At 39.4% G+C, this 17,694-nt stretch carries 14 protein-coding genes, 3 tRNA genes, 1 rRNA gene and 2 pseudogenes; all 20 read right to left on the bottom strand.

Translation table 11 applies throughout. From position 1 onward, the window contains the following. Window positions 1-204: ribosomal RNA gene (locus HMPREF0874_RS07050) — 16S ribosomal RNA — on the bottom strand; the annotation flags it as partial. Between the two features lie 331 nt (window positions 205-535). After that, window positions 536-611 (bottom strand) — tRNA-Lys (locus HMPREF0874_RS07045). A gap of 4 nt (window positions 612-615) precedes the next feature. Continuing rightward, a tRNA-Gln gene (locus HMPREF0874_RS07040) sits at window positions 616-690 on the bottom strand. A 24-nt stretch (window positions 691-714) separates the two neighbouring features. Then, window positions 715-790, bottom strand: a tRNA-His gene (locus HMPREF0874_RS07035). 218 nt (window positions 791-1,008) lie between these two features. Further along, window positions 1,009-1,848, bottom strand: coding sequence for a polyamine aminopropyltransferase (gene speE / locus HMPREF0874_RS07030; RefSeq protein WP_008602651.1), 840 nt, complete (start codon window positions 1,846-1,848; stop codon window positions 1,009-1,011). 83 nt (window positions 1,849-1,931) lie between these two features. Further along, complete coding sequence (locus tag HMPREF0874_RS07025) at window positions 1,932-2,561, bottom strand: hypothetical protein (RefSeq protein ID WP_004695338.1); 630 nt, start codon at window positions 2,559-2,561, stop codon at window positions 1,932-1,934. Between the two features lie 4 nt (window positions 2,562-2,565). Next, window positions 2,566-3,000, bottom strand: coding sequence for a peptidylprolyl isomerase (locus HMPREF0874_RS07020; RefSeq protein WP_008602648.1), 435 nt, complete (start codon window positions 2,998-3,000; stop codon window positions 2,566-2,568). Then, window positions 2,997-3,704 carry a ThiF family adenylyltransferase gene (locus tag HMPREF0874_RS07015; protein WP_004695334.1) on the bottom strand — a complete coding sequence of 236 codons (708 nt, stop codon included), beginning with the start codon at window positions 3,702-3,704 and terminating at the stop codon, window positions 2,997-2,999. The genes HMPREF0874_RS07020 and HMPREF0874_RS07015 overlap by 4 nt, the downstream gene beginning before the upstream one ends. Continuing rightward, entirely contained in the window at window positions 3,704-4,078 is a 375-nt protein-coding gene (locus HMPREF0874_RS07010) for a VOC family protein (RefSeq protein WP_004695332.1), read from the bottom strand. The genes HMPREF0874_RS07015 and HMPREF0874_RS07010 overlap by 1 nt, the downstream gene beginning before the upstream one ends. Window positions 4,079-4,170: 92 nt before the next feature. Further along, window positions 4,171-4,470 (bottom strand): annotated as a pseudogene (locus tag HMPREF0874_RS10185) (SbcC/MukB-like Walker B domain-containing protein); the annotation flags it as partial. Window positions 4,471-6,654: 2,184 nt separating this feature from the next. Then, window positions 6,655-7,254 (bottom strand): annotated as a pseudogene (locus HMPREF0874_RS10180) (AAA family ATPase); the annotation flags it as partial. Then, window positions 7,255-8,487, bottom strand: a complete 1,233-nt coding sequence (locus HMPREF0874_RS07000; RefSeq protein ID WP_008602642.1) for an exonuclease SbcCD subunit D — start codon at window positions 8,485-8,487, stop codon at window positions 7,255-7,257. It lies immediately after the preceding pseudogene. Window positions 8,488-8,772: 285 nt separating this feature from the next. Then, window positions 8,773-9,609 (bottom strand): deoxyribonuclease IV, encoded by an 837-nt coding sequence (locus HMPREF0874_RS06995; RefSeq protein ID WP_004695326.1) that lies wholly within the window; start codon window positions 9,607-9,609, stop codon window positions 8,773-8,775. A 193-nt stretch (window positions 9,610-9,802) separates the two neighbouring features. Beyond that, the gene (locus HMPREF0874_RS06990; RefSeq protein ID WP_004695325.1) at window positions 9,803-10,222 is read right to left on the bottom strand and encodes a Fur family transcriptional regulator; all 420 of its coding nucleotides are present in this window, start codon (window positions 10,220-10,222) and stop codon (window positions 9,803-9,805) included. A gap of 171 nt (window positions 10,223-10,393) precedes the next feature. Then, window positions 10,394-11,941: a DEAD/DEAH box helicase gene (locus HMPREF0874_RS06985; protein ID WP_004695322.1), complete on the bottom strand. Its 1,548-nt coding sequence runs from the start codon at window positions 11,939-11,941 to the stop codon at window positions 10,394-10,396. Between the two features lie 97 nt (window positions 11,942-12,038). Then, entirely contained in the window at window positions 12,039-12,467 is a 429-nt protein-coding gene (locus HMPREF0874_RS06980) for a hypothetical protein (protein WP_008602637.1), read from the bottom strand. Window positions 12,468-12,571: 104 nt separating this feature from the next. After that, a complete protein-coding gene (locus HMPREF0874_RS06975) occupies window positions 12,572-12,964 on the bottom strand; it encodes a hypothetical protein (RefSeq protein ID WP_008602636.1) in 393 nt (130 codons plus the stop codon). 159 nt (window positions 12,965-13,123) lie between these two features. Next, window positions 13,124-14,608, bottom strand: a complete 1,485-nt coding sequence (locus HMPREF0874_RS06970; RefSeq protein WP_008602634.1) for an aldehyde dehydrogenase family protein — start codon at window positions 14,606-14,608, stop codon at window positions 13,124-13,126. 258 nt (window positions 14,609-14,866) lie between these two features. Then, window positions 14,867-17,182 carry a Tex family protein gene (locus HMPREF0874_RS06965; protein WP_039965281.1) on the bottom strand — a complete coding sequence of 772 codons (2,316 nt, stop codon included), beginning with the start codon at window positions 17,180-17,182 and terminating at the stop codon, window positions 14,867-14,869. Beyond that, window positions 17,179-17,673 carry a dihydrofolate reductase gene (locus HMPREF0874_RS06960; RefSeq protein ID WP_008602629.1) on the bottom strand — a complete coding sequence of 165 codons (495 nt, stop codon included), beginning with the start codon at window positions 17,671-17,673 and terminating at the stop codon, window positions 17,179-17,181. The genes HMPREF0874_RS06965 and HMPREF0874_RS06960 overlap by 4 nt, the downstream gene beginning before the upstream one ends. Window positions 17,674-17,694 lie beyond the last annotated feature (21 nt).

Raw genomic sequence — 17,694 nt, 5'->3', positions numbered from 1 at the left:
CCTCGATGCCGAGATTAGATCGTATGCGGTATTAGCAGTCGTTTCCAACTGTTGTCCCCCTCTGAAGGGCAGGTTGATTACGCGTTACTCACCCGTTCGCCACTAAGATTGATAGAAGCAAGCTTCCATCGCTCTTCGTTCGACTTGCATGTGTTAAGCACGCCGCCAGCGTTCGTCCTGAGCCAGGATCAAACTCTCCAAGATACCTTGAAGCTATTTGAATAGCTCATTATTTGTTGTCGTTACATTGAAGTAACTTTGAATTATGGTTGGTTTTGACTATGTCAAAACCCGCACTCTGGCATATGTTCAATCATATGATTGATTACCTATCATTGTTCAGTTTTCAAAGATCTGTTACGTTAGTTCTGCGCCCTAACGACTTGTATAGTATATCAATCTAACCTTAAATCGTCAACCTCTTTTCCAAAGATTTTTCAACCGATTTTTGATTAAATTTATACTCACAATCATAACCAAAATCTCTAAAAATAGAGATAGAAAACTCACAAACCGAAGTTTGTGAGTTTTAATTTGGTGACTCACCCGCGACTCGAACGCGGGACACCCTGATTAAAAGTCAGGTGCTCTGCCAACTGAGCTAGTGAGTCATGTTGGCAGGGGTGGCTGGGATCGAACCAGCGCATAACGGAGTCAAAGTCCGTTGCCTTACCACTTGGCGACACCCCTACAGTGATTACGATGTGTAGGTTATGGGGTGAGTAGTGGGGATCGAACCCACGCGTAACGGAGCCACAATCCGCCGTGTTAACCGCTTCACCATACCCACCACCTTGTAGGTATCGAAGACATTGTCTTCGTAACAAAGAGAATTATATCTTTTCTAGAGATTTGTGTCAACACCTTTTTCTCAATTTCATTAATTTTTACAAACGAAACTTTTAATTGTGTTATCTCTAATATAAGCCCTTTAATCCCCATATAAATAAGGAAGCACTATCGGAAACTTTCGTTTCACAAATGGTGCTTCCCCATTATACATATTATTTACTTAGTTGGCAAATAATTTTTTACAAAATTTGGCAATGCAAATGCAGCTTTTTGAATATCTGCATTATAATACTTAGTTTCAAAGTTTTGTTCACGGTTTGGAGTCCATGTTAGAGGATCAAATGTTTTGGAACCCAATGTAAAACAATGCATTCCTGCAGGATAGATTGGAATAAAAGCTGTATATAAGCGAGCAATTGGGAAATGGCTATTAACGTAACCAAAAACTTTTTCCACTAATGTTTGATGTAACATCGGAGATTCTGTTTGTTGTACAAACAAGCCATCAGCTTTCAAAGCTTTTAATGTATTCTTATAGAATTCTTCTGTAAATAAGCCTTCACCAGGACCGATTGGATCGGAACAATCCACGATAATTACATCATAGTAATCTTCTGCTTCTGCCATGAAACCAATACCATCACCAATTTTTACAGTCAATTTAGGGTGGTTTTCAATCATAGCTTTAGCAATAGTTGGTAGATATTGTTTTGCCAACTCTACAACCTTACCATCGATTTCAACCATTGTTACTTCTTTTACACAATCATGACGTACACATTCTCTAGCTACGCCACCATCACCACCACCGATAATCAAAACGCGCTCAGGATTAGGATGTAAGAACAAAGGGATATGGCTCATCATTTCATGATAGATAAACTCTTCACGCTCAGATGTTTGGAACACGCCATCTAAAGCGAGCATCATACCATACTCTTTTGATTTAAAAACTTCAATTTTCTGGAACTCAGATTCCCCAGAGTAAAGCACTTCTTCCGCTTCAGCGCTTAGACGTAAGTGAGGTGTTTGTTCCTCAGTAATCCATTGACTCATGTAGTACCTCCTACTATTTATACTACAATACGCATCGCAAATCACTGCGATGCGTATGTATATTACTTTAATTGCTCTATTACTTACTCTTTGCGACTAATGTAACAGAATCCACCACCTAAAATAGTGTCTTTCATCCAATTCGCCAAAGAGAAATCACGAATTTCACCTTCATCAAAGATTCCACAGCGGATATCATCGCCGTCCATAAACATCTTGTGAATCGGAACCCAATGCCAGGTATAGAGAGCCTTCTCTTTTCCTTTATGACGATTTAAAAATGCTACAGGCACATCCTGTGCCAATGCATCATGTATAAACTGAGCTGCAGCCTCCACCTCTACGCGTGATGCACAGAACGGAGATACATTCAACATATGTACATCATAAGATAGGCTTTTATCCTCGAGTAAGCGAGTAAGACCACGTTCCATCCATTGAGTTTTATAAACACCACCACCAAAACGTGGCTTTACATATTTCCAAACTAAGTTCATCCGTTCTAAAGCAAGCGTTTGGTCGGATGTGGTTTCTAGATCTAATAAGCCATCCCTAAATAGCGAATAGCCCAATACTTGTGATGCCGATGTAGGCCCACAACCAGACAAGCGTTGCCACTCATCAGTGAACCACTCTTGGTCATACCCATATGATGTTTTACCATTTACATCGATATATAGCCATTCTGGATGTTTAATAGATACTTCATTCATGAGATTAACCTTTGATTACTTCTACAGTTTCCATGATAGCACCTTGTTGGATACCATCAACTACATCCATACCTTCAATAACTTTACCAAATACAGTATGTACACCATCTAAATGAGGTTGTGGCTCATATACAATAAAGAACTGACTACCACCAGTATTAGGGCCACGGTGAGCCATAGATAAAGCACCGCGCTCATGTTTATGCGGATTGCCAACTAATTCATCTTTAATTGTATAGCCAGGACCACCTGTACCGTTGCCATTAGGACAACCACCTTGTGCTACGAAACCAGGAATTACACGGTGAAAACGAAGGCCATTGTAGAAGCCTTTGTTAATCAAGTCGATAAAGTTTTGTACTGTGCCAGGCGCTTCTTTTTCAAATAATTCAATTACGATATCGCCGCCGTCAGCCATATGGATTTTCGCTTTTTTCATTGTTCAGGTACCTCCAAAATTGTACGCAACACATGTGCTGCTAATATAAAACCTGCCACTGGTGGCACAAAACTACATGTCCCAGGACTTGTGGCATCACCACGGAACTGTGGTTTTGTCGGTTTTTCAGTAGAAAATAAAACTAATTGTTTTTTTATACCCCGTTTTTTGAGTTCCCGACGCATAACGCGTGCCAAAGGACATGTATGAGACTTATTGATATCTGCAATCATAAGTTTTTCTGGGTAAAAGCGATTACCTCCGCCCATACAAGAAATAACAGGGATGCTTTCACGTTGACAAACCTCAATGATATTAAGTTTCGCCGTTACCATATCGATGGCGTCAATAACATAATCAACGTTCAAGCTTTGAATAAATCCAGGATAGTTTTCCTCAGTATACATAATATCATGAGTTTCTATCACCACATCAGGATTGATAGAAAGAGCTCGCGCCTTTGCTACCTCTACCTTACGTTCCCCAATCGTATTATGAGTCGTAATCATTTGACGGTTCAAATTGCTAGGCGCTATGGAATCTCCATCGATAATGACGATGCGACCTACACCAGCTCGCACCAATGCCTCAAGGGCACCACCACCTACGCCACCTACACCAAAGAGCGCGATAGACGTGTCTCTTAATGTTTGGATTTTATTGGGACCAACCAACCACTCTAAACGGGTTAACATATATTCCATTAATATTTACCCGCCGGAATGATTTCTGTCCAATATCCATCTGGATCTGCTATGAAATAAATACCCATATCAGCATTCTCATAAGCAACAACGCCCATTTCTTTATGCTTTTTAAGAGCCGCTTCATAGTCATCTACATAGAATGCCAAGTGGAATTCATTATCCCCCAAATTATAAGGACGATCCCAGTCACGCAACCATGTAAGTTCTAATTCATGTGCTGTATAAGGACTTTTTAAATACACGAGGGTAAAAGCACCGCTTGGATCTTCCAAACGACGAGACTCCTCGAGCAATAATGCCTCTTTATAGAATGCTAGACTTTTATCAAGGTCTTTAACATTTATATTATTATGAGCAAACGAAAACTTCATAGAACCCCCTTCGTAAATACAGGATGTTTTTGTAGGAATTCTCCTCTTTTTATAGTAACACATTTGGCAAATCTATATCTAGTTTATGATATCTAGTTAATAACAAATTTTGCCGTACTACCGTCGTCACCTCGAGTCACTTCTAAATGAGCAGGTATACGAGACTTTAACTCAGGTACATGAGAAATGATGCCGATGAGACGTCCTGACGATTGCAACTGTAACAATGTTTCCATGGCGAGTTCCAATGTATCTGGATCGAGTGTACCAAAACCTTCATCAATAAACATCGTATCCATATGGATGCCACCAGCATAACTTTGGATAACATCCGCTAATCCCAAGGCAAGCGCCATAGAGGCCAAGAATGTTTCACCACCAGATAAGGTATTTGCTGGCCTAGATTGGCCTGTAAAAGCATCCATAACCGCCAAGTCGAGGCCTTGCTTGCCACGACCACCACCTGTATAGTCGGATCTTTCCAAGGAATATCTGTTGCGACTCATCTTCTGAAGTCGTAAATTAGCAGCATATACAACCTCATCTAAAATAGCCCCCAGTACATAGCGTTCAAAGGTAACATTTTTAAAGCCTTGCTCCCCACCATTAGCGAGATCATTTAATCGGCTTAAGAACTTCACCTTTTCACGAGCCTCACCCATTGCAGCTTCAAGTTCTTCTAATGAGTTGAGCGTAGTTTCGATATGCTTTGTTTCTTTATCCCATGCCGCAAGATTACCTACTAATATATCTCGATGCTCTACTGCTGTAGAATAAATTTCATCAGTAATAATATCACTTGGCTTAACCACAGTTTCTGTGGCTTTTAATGCCGCATCATATACAGCTTGTGCTTTATTAAAGGCTTCAGTCAAAACGTTCAGCTGTGTTCTATAGATCTCTATCTCTTTAATCTCACGTAAAGACTCTACAAAATCATTCTCTGTTAAAGAAATGGCTTGTAATGACTTTGTATAGTTCTTATACCGCAAATTAAGATTTTTTGTTTCTTCTTTTACTTGAGAGGACAAAGTTTCTAAGCGTCCGCGTTTGGCATTCAACTGTTCTCGAGCAGTATCTAAATTAGTTTTGCTAACTTTCACCTGCTCATCGTAGAGTGTAATATCACTATCCAATGACTCTAACTGTTTTTGCCATGCATCTATATCCGTGATTGGTAAAGTTTTAGATAGAGCATCAATATTAGCTTGTACTGAGCTAATACGAATTTCTAGGTCGTGTAGATTTTTAAGTAATTCATTATGGGCAAGTTCTAAAGTTACTAACTTATCTCTAGCTACTTTTAACTTATGTTCATTGTCAGCTATAGTGTTACTCAACAATTCAGACTCACCATGTAAAGCTGTAAGTCGCTCCATTTTAGTCAATAAATCTTGTTGAACAGATGTAAAGTTTTTCTTAGAAAAACCATCCATAGATGACTTAAGTTTGGAACATTGTTCTACTTCTAACTTAGCTAACTCCTTAAGACGAGCATCTAATGTTTTCTGTTGTCCCACTTCGCTAGCTTGCTTTTGCAGTGCCACGTCACGAGTTTTACGAGCCTCTTCAATTTCATCCTTAGTCGGATACATCTCCGGCTTAGCTGCTAACCGTGGATGATCTGTAGAGCCACAAACCGGACAAGGCTCATTATCTACAACTAAATGAACTAGCTCAAAGGCACGCCCTTCTTGCATTAGATGCTCTAATCGTTCAAGATGTACCTTTGCAACCTGCAAGGTTTCATCTAAAGACGCTAACGTTTGACCTTTATCATCGATTTTTTTTTGTACCTTACTAATTTCTTCTAGTAATTCAAAATATCTATGTAAATCATTTAGTTGCCCTTGAATAACAGTAGTATCCTCTAAGAATTTGTTATTATCTTGTAACTGTTTACGCAAACCTTCTAAATCAGCTTCTAAACTTTTTACAAGCTTCCGTTGTTTAGCTAAGGCATCTTCGCTTTTTTTACTATCTAATTCTTCTAAATTACTCTGTAATGTGGACAATTCCTTTTTCAATACATCTAGCTCATTAAACTTCTCTGCTTGTTGTTGAAATTGAGCCAAAGTAGTTCTTTTAGCTTGTATACTTTCAGCTTGACCTTCTAAGTCACTGTATACGTCTAAACATTTAGCCTCATGTTGAGTTGCTAGTTCTACATGTTCTTTCGCATCTGAAAGGGCCTGTTCTAAAGTTTTTAATATAGCTTGTTTCTCAATATATTGTTTATATAATTCATGAGTTGGTGCCAAAGAGTTAAGGAACTGAACCTTTTCGCTTAGATTTACACGCTCAGTTTCCCTTGCTTTCACCATATCAAGTTTCGAAGTAGCCTCAGCAAGAGATTGTTGAGCCTGATTATATAAAGACCATTGATTTCGGAGCACATTAAACTGTTCTACTACGGTTACTGCCTCATCTCGTTCTACAGCGAGAGCTTCTCGATGTCGGCCCCGATTTGCTAGTAACTCACGCACATGCTCAATGGTTAAGATTGGAGTTGCTCCATCATAAGGGATGGACTGCATAAATGCAGTTTGCTTTGTTAGATTTTCTTCAATACCTGCCTTTGCTTCATCATAGGCAGCCTTTAGTGTTTCTTGTAATTTTCGATATAGCTCCGTTCTAAAAAGTGTATGCAGCAATTCCTCACGTTCACTCGTAGAGGCCACTAGCAACTTTCGGAATTCCCCTTGAGGTAATAGCACAACTTGTAAGAACTGATCCTTACGAAAGCCTATAATTTGCTGAATAGTATCGCGAATAGCGGCAGCTGATGTGGCAATGACCTTCCACTCACCATCTTTCTTCTCATATACAGTAGCGCTAGCATTCTGCTCACGCATCCCCGTACCACGTTTCTTTGCTACCATCTGTTTCGGTAATCGTTCAACACGATATTGTGCATTGCCAATAGCAAAGGAGAAATCGACACGAGTCATACGATGAGGTTCTGCAAAGTCACTGCGAATAGCATCTGTTTTGCGTACTTCTCCACTCGGCTCACCATACAAGGCATACACCATGGCATCTAAGATTGATGTTTTCCCTGCCCCCGTAGGACCAGCAATAAGAAACATGGCATGGTTTTGAAGCTCATTAAAATCTAAAGTGACCGAATCACGATACGGACCAAAGGCTTCTATAGTTAATGATATAGGCTTCATTTAGTCCTCCTTAAGAATTCGGTCCCATACAGAGTCGATATATTGCTGTTCTTTCTCTGTTAAAGGTTCCTTCCACACAGTTTCTGCAAACTGATTAAATAATTGACGCTCATTTAATTCTTTAAAAACCGCATCGCCCATTTCTGTTATTGGTCCTGCCACGCGACCAACTAACTCAATGGTCATACAACGATGATATACCTGGCGCAGTTTAGCCATTCCATCCATAATCGGCATCGTATCAAGTAAACGGGCTTGCACATAATCATCCCTATGTTTAGCCTGTAATGCTTTATCATTTAACAGGTCTTCAAAATATCCTTCCAAAATGACTACGTCTCGCTTCGCCTCTACAGGAATCGTGTTAATATCTACGTTCCCCTTTGTATCCATATCAATGATGGTGAAAGACTTCTTCTGCATATGTTCATCAAAGGAATATTTTAATGGAGATCCACTATAGCGAATATGATCAGCTCCCATTCGCTGAGGCCCATGCAAATGTCCCAAGGCAGTATAGTGAAAGTCTTTAAAGACTTGAGGATTTACCTGTTCACTACCACCTACAGACAAGGTACGCTCTGAGCCCCCTACTTCACCTCCCATAACAAAAGCATGGCTAATGGCGATACTGCGCATCCCCTTAGGCACTTGTTTATACAAGTAATTACTCCAAACCTGATACATTTGGTCATAATTGTGCAGATTCAAAGCGCTTTCACAATTTTGTTCATAACATGGTGTTACTATGTCAGCAATTTCAGTATCGATAGATTCTGCATTAGTATCCTCTACATCAGCAAATAAAGCCTCCCCTATGCGCCGAGGTTCACTAAAAGGCATAGGACAAATTGCCACCTTGCCATCGTTCCCTTCAAATTCAAAAGGTTTTAATGCGTGATGAGGAGAGCCCCAAATATGGATACCCGATTGTCCCAACATAGAGCGCCCCACTTCAAGACGTTCCGCCCCATCGTGATTACCGCTCACCACAAAGAGAGGCATCTTGTAGTCCATAGCGAGACGAGTGATGATGGAGTCCCACAATTCGATAGCTTCAATGGGTGGCACCGCTCTATCAAAAATATCCCCTGCGAGCAATATGCCATCAATCTTTTCATCTTTCAAAATATTAAAAAACTGATGTTCCAACACATGAGCTTGGTCCTCTGTTAAGTACTGGCCATAAAAAATACGCCCTAAATGCCAATCGGCAGTATGTAAAAAACGCATTTTGTCCCCCTTTCCAGTTCTCCCTATACCTTACACAATGTATGTATTCAAATGCTAAAACGAGCTCTTAGTCCCATAAGTTTATGGAAATTCAATAACTTTATATAACTTTATATAACTTTATATAGCTTTATATAGCTTTATATAGCTTTATATAGCTTTATATAGCTTTAATAGCTTTAACAGCTTTAATAGTTTTAATAACTTTGTGTATTTGCAATAACTAGTATAGCATCAGGTATTCTACATATTTATTATATAACTAAATTAACTTCTGTATTTTAATTATTTATTCTCTACGATAGAACGTAGCATAGCAATTTCCTTTGCGTAACCGTCCAATTCATTTGGTGTTTCCAAATAGAATGGCAAGTTCGTCAATTTAGGATGTGTTACAACGCGAGCAATAGCATCGATACCAATATGTCCTTCCCCAATTTTTTCATGACGATCTTTATGAGCACCCATAGGATTTTTAGAGTCATTCAAATGAATGGCTTTCAAACGATCAAGACCTACAATTCGATCGAACTCGTCAATAACGCCATCGAGATTATGTACGATATCATAACCCCCTTCGTGAATATGGCAAGTATCAACACACACACCCATGTACTCTTTTAGTTTTACGCCATCGATGATGCGTGCAATTTCTTCAAAACGAGAGCCAATTTCTGTACCCTTACCAGCCATTACTTCCAAGAGGACTGTTGTCTTCATACCTGGGAATAAGATTTCATTCAAGCACTCTACAATGTACTCAATACCTTGATCTACGCCTTGCTTCACATGGCTACCAGGGTGAAAGTTATACATTTGACCTGGCAAATATTCCATACGCTCTAAATCTTCCATCATAGATTGCTTCGCAAAAGCGCGTAAATCCTCTTTGGCGGCACATGGGTTATAAGTATACGGTGCATGGGCCAACAAGGTACCAAAGTTGTGTTCTTTCATATATATACTAAGGTTATTCATATCCTCAACATCGAGAGCTCGCATGCTACCACCGCGAGGGTTGCGCGTAAAGTATTGGAACGTATTGCCCCCAATTTTAGTCGCTTCCTTGCCCATATGTAAATAACCTTTGCTAATTGATAAGTGACTGCCTATTACAAACATAATACTCCTCTATATATGACTATACGATTTCTACAATTTTATAATTATAAAACGCCTAACTCTAATATCTATTGTATTATGCTTATAGCTATTTTTGTTACTATAGCTATTCTATAACACTAATAGATAAAGATATATGATAACTAATATAACCCCTGCCGTGAAGGAGCCCTTCAACAACAGGGGTTATCTATTAATGACTTTCTTTTTTTGCACACTCAGGGCAAACACCTTCGAAGGTAATATGTTGACCTGTGATTTGATATTCACTACCTTGATCAGCAATCGTTTTGATAGCTTTCAAATCAATGCCCATCATGTCCTCTACCTTATTACAACGAATGCAACGGATATGGGAATGAGCTTGTGTGTCCCAATCGTAATGAGCGCGCTCATCACCAACTTCTAGAATTTTAACAAGACCGATTTTTTCAAAAATCTCCATCGTCTTATACACTGTAGCCAAGCTCATGCTTGGATGTTCTGGGCGCAACGTATGATACAACATCTCTGCTGTTGGATGATCATGATGACCACGCAAAGCATCATAAATCGCAATACGTTGTGGGGTTACTTTAAACCCCTGACTACGCAAAATTTGTGCGATATCCATAATAATCTACCTTTCTCCACTTGGAAATCTATAAGGCATAGGCCATTATCGACCGTTTACAAGAAATAATTATTATTTATTATATCAAAATTATCAACACTTATCAAGATAAATAGTATTAACTATTAAGTAATAAAAAATGTGGATTGCCCAGAAGCAATCCACATCCTATTAGTCTTTAAAGTAAGGCTTAAAACCTTCACTTTGATGGCGAGTTTTTTTCTCTCCACGCGGACGATCAGATTTACGATCATCTCTGCGACGGTCACCTTTACGGTCATTGCGACGATCACTTCTACGATCATCGCGACTGCGACGTGGGCGGTCATCTCGACGACGATTACCATCACGACGGCGACGATCACTACGACCACTTTCACGACGACGGCGTACGCGCAATGGTTTTTCTTCTGTAATATTTACAGGAGTAGTATCTGGTTCTTTTGTTAACAATTTAAGAGCTGCCGCCAAAAGTGTTACGGAATCTGTATCATTCAACAATTCCTCAGCACTAGATTTGAAAGGCGCCAATGCTTCTAAATTATCTGTCATTTCAACGAGGCTTTCAATTGCCAAACGTTGTTGACCTTCAAGAACTTCACCTAATGAAGGTGCACGACGACGTGCAATTTTACGTTTTGTTAAACGTTCGATAGCATGTAAATGCTCCATTTCACGAGGGATAACGAACGTGAAAGCTTGACCTGCTTTACCGGCACGACCTGTACGACCTACGCGGTGTGTGTAGCTTTCAGGATCTTGAGGCATATCATAATTATATACGTGAGACACGCCAGAAATATCAAGACCACGAGCTGCCACATCTGTAGCCACGAGAATATCAATGGTACCTTCGCGGAATTGGCGAATTACGCTGTCCCGTTTTTGTTGAGACAAGTCGCCATGGATGCCTTCCGCCATGTAACCACGTTTCTTAAGACCTTCTGTCACTTCATCAACACGACGTTTCGTACGCGTGAAAATAATAGCAAGTTCAGGTGTTTGGATATCAAACAAACGACAAAGAACATCGAATTTTTGACGGTCTTGCACTTCGATATAGTATTGTTCGATCAAGTCCATCGTAACTTGAGTCGGTTTCATGCGGATCAATGTTGGCTCTGTCAAATATGTTTCAGCTAATTGTTGGATAGCTTTAGGCATCGTAGCAGAGAACAACAATGTTTGATGGTCTTCTGGGATAGCACCCAAGATTTTATTGATATCATCAACAAAGCCCATATTTAACATTTCGTCGGCTTCGTCCAATACCACAACTTTCACATGGTCAAATTTAATAGAACCACGATCCATATGATCCATCAATCGGCCAGGAGTGGCAACGATGATTTGAGGGTTCTTTTTCAAGGCACGGAACTGACGATTAATATCTTGACCACCGTAGATTGGTAGTGCTGTGATATTCGTGTACTGAGCCATTTTGTTAAGCTCTTCAGCTACTTGAATAGCTAATTCTCGTGTAGGGGATAAAATAACTACTTGAACGTGACGCTCATTCCCGTCTACGCGTTCCAATACAGGCAAGCCAAATGCTGCTGTCTTACCAGTACCTGTTTGAGCTTGACCGATCATGTCCTTACCGCTCATGGCAACTGGGATAGCTTCCTGTTGAATTGGCGTAGGCTCTTCAAAGCCCATATCGTTTAACGCTCTTAGAACAGGTTCGCTAATCATTAATTGTTCAAATTTTTCTAACATCTAAATGTGTTTCCTCCTATCGCGCACGAACTATGCGCATTTAAGTAGTATATCATATTTCGAGGGCGAGCGCTATAAAAGTAATTCTGAATCTAAGCTAAATAGGATTTCTTTTCCCCTTAAAATGTTCAATCAACACAATTCCACCTGATACACATAACAAAACAAGATATGACAAATGAATAGGCATATACAAGCATTCAACAAGAACAACCCATAGAATCAAAATTAATTTAGAAATCCATTTCGTTCTTATTTTATCAGCGATCATAAATATAGATAAATTGATAATAATTTTAATAATTATCGCAGAGATGATAACTATAGAAGTAAATTCTTCTCTATAATCTGTCAGTTCATATAAGGGATATAATAAATAACTCAATAGACCACTAAGTATTATTAAAAACCAAATATTTAGTCCCTTTAAAAGTTTAGATTTACTATAATAAAATACTCCAACAAAAAGAAAAAGCAAAATACTAAGTAATACGCCTATAACTAATAGATAATCTAACTGAATCATGGTTTATACAGCCCCTTGATCATTTTTAATTTTTAAAACTAATTCCATAAGTTTCCACACAAAGCAACATTATTTTAATAATATCTAAGTTGATATATGGTCTATTAAAATAGTACCTTCCTAAATGCATAGGCAAACACGATCATACCAAACAACACAGAAACTATAGCAATAAGACTCCGTTTAAAATATACACTGTCTCTCTTCTGACAAAACCCTGTAAGCATTGTTAAAAAGAAGAAAAACAACCAAATACTGCCATAATTCACTATAAATTTATAATCTTTATCAATTAAAAATTTAAGATTTAATATCACCAAACTTATAATAGAAATTGTTGATAAATACTTTGTTAAGCTACCAAAAAGCCTATGTTCTCTTATATATTCATGTTTTTTATCAATTGGATGATTACGAATCTCAAGTTTATATAATCCCATAGATAACGACATAGATATAAAAATCCAAATATATCCTAACATTTTTAGTTTACTCATTTTTCACCAGTCTCTTTTACAATAACTCTTAGATGTTCTTAATTATAGCATACGACAGTTCCTCACTTTTAAGATTCTGAACTCCTAAATTAAGCACAAAAAAGGCACCTCCTATGAGGTGCCTCTTTATTATAGTTTATTGGAGAGATTTATATTTTATTAATCTAAATCGTAGAAACCAGATGGTTTATCGCTCAAGTTTACGATGATGTTTTTCATTTGAGTGTAGTGCTCAAGGATAACTTTATGAGTTTCACGTCCGATACCGGATTGTTTGTAACCGCCAAATGGAGCGCCTGCAGGGATAGAGTTATATGTATTTACCCACATACGTCCTGTTTCGATACCGCGAGCTACGCGGATAGCACGGTTGATGTTTTGAGTAAATACGCCACCACCAAGGCCGTATAAGCTGTCATTAGCTTGTTCAATAACTTCTTCTTCGCTGTGGAATTTGATGACAACAGCTACAGGACCGAAGATTTCTTCGCGAGCTACACGCATATCATTTGTAGCATCTACAATAAGTGTAGGTCTTACAAAGCAACCTTTACCAAGTTCGCCATCAGTAACACGTACACCACCGGCTACAACACGAGCTCCTTCTTCTTTTGCAAGGTCTACATAGCTCAATACTTTATTAACTTGATCTTCGTAAATTAAGGAACCAAGTTGTGTAGATTCTTCCCAAGGCAAACCAACTTTCACCTTATCGAATAGTGCGGCAAGTTCAGCTACGAATTTATCGTAAATTGTATCTTGTACAAAAATACGGGATCCTGCGCAACATACTTGACCTTGGTTGAAGAGAATGCCGAGCATTGCTCCGTCAAGAGCTTGTTTCCAGTTCGCATCGTCAAAGAAGATATTCGCAGATTTACCACCTAATTCCAATGTGGCAGGAATCAAGCGTTCAGATGCTGCTTTATATACATCTAGACCTACCTCTGTAGAGCCTGTGAAAGCAAGTTTACTGAAACCTGGATGATCGAGGATATATTGACCGGATTTAGAACCTTTACCAGTTACGATGTTTACAACACCTGGCGGCAAGATTTCTTTCAAAATATCGCCAAGTTCTAATAAGCTAAGAGATGTGTGGCTAGAAGGTTTGATAACAACTGTACATCCTGCTGCAAGAGCTGGAGCCAATTTCCAAGCGGCCATTAGGAATGGGAAGTTCCAAGGTACAACTTGGCCTACAACGCCAATTGGTTCGCGAACGATAAGGCTTAATGTATTTTCATCAAATACTTGTGCAGAGCCTTCTTCGGAACGAAGCACGCCTGCAAAATAACGGAAATGGTCAGCCCCAAGTGGAATATCCACATTCAATGTTTCGCGGATAGGTTTACCATTGTCGTATGTTTCAACTTGCGCCAAATGTTCTTTATGCGCATCGATAGCATCCGCAATTTTTAACAAATAATCGGCACGTTCTACTTGAGATACTTTTTTCCATGTTTTGAAAGCTTCTGTTGCAGCCTCTACAGCTTTATCAACATCATCATTCGTCGCCTCTGCACAGATAGCGAGTTGTTCGCCATTAGCAGGGTTATATACATTAAATTCAGCACCGTCAGATGCCTTTACCCATTCATTATTAATTAAAAGTCCATATCTTTCTTTAAGGTTCAAGCTCATTGCATTACCTCCTCTTTAGGAATATGATTTAGGAATTCCCCCTCTTTGATTTCATCATACTCCTCATATCTAAAATTTTCAATCAGATATATTATTTTCGATATATCTATTCTGCATTAATATGCATAGATTTTAGCTATATAGAAAAACCACACCCTCTAAGACCATAGAGGGTGTAGTTTTTAGTATAATGACTTTTAGTCAAGAATGACTATCACTTAAAATCTATTAATGTAGATTAACTAGACTTTTATTAAATTATGAATTACGACGACTCCCATTATTACGAGAGCCATTATGGCGATTCTCATTTTGACGTCCGCCATTATTACGGTTGTTATTTCGGTTATCATTATTTCGACGCTGATCATTGTTATTTCTATTACGGTTATTATCGTTATTCTTTGGTTTTTCTGGTTGTAATGCTTTTATAGACAGACCGATGCGATTGCGCTTTACGTCAACAGAAATGATTTGAGCTTCGATAATATCACCTACAGCAAGCACATCAGATGGATGCTGACGACTGTTGCAAAGCTCGCTACGATGTAATAGACCATTCGTTTTAAGCCCAAAGTCTACGAAAGCTCCGAAATCAACTACGTTATGAACGGTACCTTTTACAACGGTACCTACCTTGATATCTTCAAGGCTCACTACGTGTTTTCTGGTCAATGGAGCCGGCAAATCCTCACGAGGGTCGCGTCCCGGTTTTGCCAGTGCACCGAGTATATCTCGCACGGTTGGTACCCCTGCATCAAGTTTGTCAGCCATTTTCTCAGCATCTACAAGAGGTAATTTTACTTGCAACGCTTCTAATTGAGATTTATCTTGTAAATCTTTTAAGGTAAAGCCTAACTCACCAATAATGCGCTCTGCCAATTCATAAGACTCTGGATGGACAGATGTATTATCTAACGGATTTTTACCGTGTTGTAAGCGCAAGAAACCAGCACATTGTGTAAAGGCTGCAGGGCCTAAACGAGGCACTTTTAGCAATTCCTTACGGCTTTTAAACACACCATTCTCTTGACGGTATGCAACAATATTTTTAGCCACCGCACTAGAAATGCCTGCAACATGTTGCAAGATAGCTGGGGATGCAGTATTTAGCTCTACCCCAACGTGGTTTACTACCGTTTCGACTACTTGGTCTAAGGTATGTGTCAATTGTTTTTGATTTACATCATGTTGGTATTGACCTACACCGATAGATTTAGGATCGATTTTAACAGATTCAGCCAATGGATCTTGTACACGGCGTGCAATAGATACGGCACCTCGAATGGTAACATCTAAATCAGGTAACTCATCGATAGCCAATTTAGATGCTGAGTACACAGATGCGCCCGCTTCATTAGTGATGATATAGTGGCAATCTAATTTTTCCTCTTCAATCATGGTAGATGCAAATTGCTCTGTTTCGTAGGATGCAGTACCATTACCAATGGATAAAAGAGTAACCTTAAACTTACGGATTTTATCAGCCAATACCTTTTGAGCTTCCTTGCGAAGCTTTTCACTATTTGTTAAGTAGTAAGCACCGTAATCGAGCACATTGCCTTGTTGATCAATGATAGCCATCTTACAACCGGTGCGGTAACCTGGGTCGAGGCCCATGATAACATGCCCTGCCAGTGGTGGTTGTAACAATAGATTTTTAAGATTTACACCGAACACCTTGATAGCTTGCTCATCGGCATTTTCCGTCAACTCATTGCGAATTTCACGCTCTAAAGCTGGGAAAATAAGACGTTTGTACGCATCGGCTACAGCAGCCGCTTTATACTCTGCAAAGATAGACTTCGGATTTTTCTCTAATTTTTGAACCATATAAGCGACATAGGTGTCACCTGGTACAGTTAGAGCTAATTTCAAAGCACCTAATTTTTCGCCGCGATTAACCGCCAAAATACGATGGGACGGCATTTGACGTACGGGCTCAGCATATTCAGCGTATTGCAAGAATTGTTGTTGTTCTTCCTCTTCACCGCTCAATTCAGCTTGAATAAAGCCTTCATTCCACATCTTCTTACGCAAGTACGCCCGGAAGTCTGCACTATCGCTGACGATTTCCGCTACGATATCAGAAGCACCTTGAATTGCATCCTCTGGCGTAGGAACCTCTTCTGTTATGTATTCTTTTGCGATCTCTAACGGATCACCAGAGATAACTGTATCGTTAAGGATCATTTCCGCTAACGGCTCCAAGCCACGTTCACGGGCAATCATGGCGCGCGTACGTTTCTTAGGACGGTACGGTAAATACAAATCCTCTAACTCTTGAAGCTTTGTTGCCGCTTCTAAGCACTTCATCAACTCGTCGGTCATCTTTTCTTGCTCTGTAATAGATGCAATGATTTCTTGGCGACGTGTTTCTAAATTGCGCAAGTATTTAATGCGTTCTTCAATGGTGCGCAATTGCTCATCTTGCAATTCGCCCGTTACCTCTTTACGATACCGCGCAATAAATGGCACCGTATTGCCTTCGTCCAATAATTCTACGGCAGCTTGCACCTGCTTTGGCTTAACATTTAATTCACTCCCAATAAGGGCAAACATTCTTTCACTCATTTAGCTGCCTTTCTGCGATAGGTTACAAAACGATGAGGATATTGATTCTTTTCATCCACAATGCCGTCTACAACGGATTCGATGGTGAAAGCATCCTCTGAGAATTCAGGGAAAAATGCATCCCCATCAAATTCATGGTCTACTTCAGTGATATACATAGTATCTACATAAGGTAGAAAAGCTTCGTATACTTGAGCGCCACCAATAACGTAGGCCGCATCAAGCGCACGTGCTGCTTCAGCAGCCGCCTCAGGGTTATGGAAAATCTTAACACCTTCTGGTGCATCAAAACCTTTATCACGAGTAATTACCCAATGCTCACGATTTGGCAACAAGAACGGTAAGCTTTCAAAGGTCTTACGGCCCATGATAATAACATGTCCTATTGTTTTTTCCTTAAAGAATTTCAAATCATTTGGCAAATGCCAAATCAAAGTATTATCTTTACCGATTACACGATTATGTGCTACGGCTACGATTAATGCTAACATACTGCCCTCTTTCAGTTAATA

The organism is Veillonella sp. 6_1_27 (assembly GCF_000163735.1).
In the GTDB taxonomy this organism is placed as follows: Bacteria; Bacillota; Negativicutes; order Veillonellales; family Veillonellaceae; genus Veillonella; species Veillonella parvula_A.
Note: the sequence above shows the minus strand (reverse complement) of the source record. Positions and strands in the feature narration are given on the sequence as shown.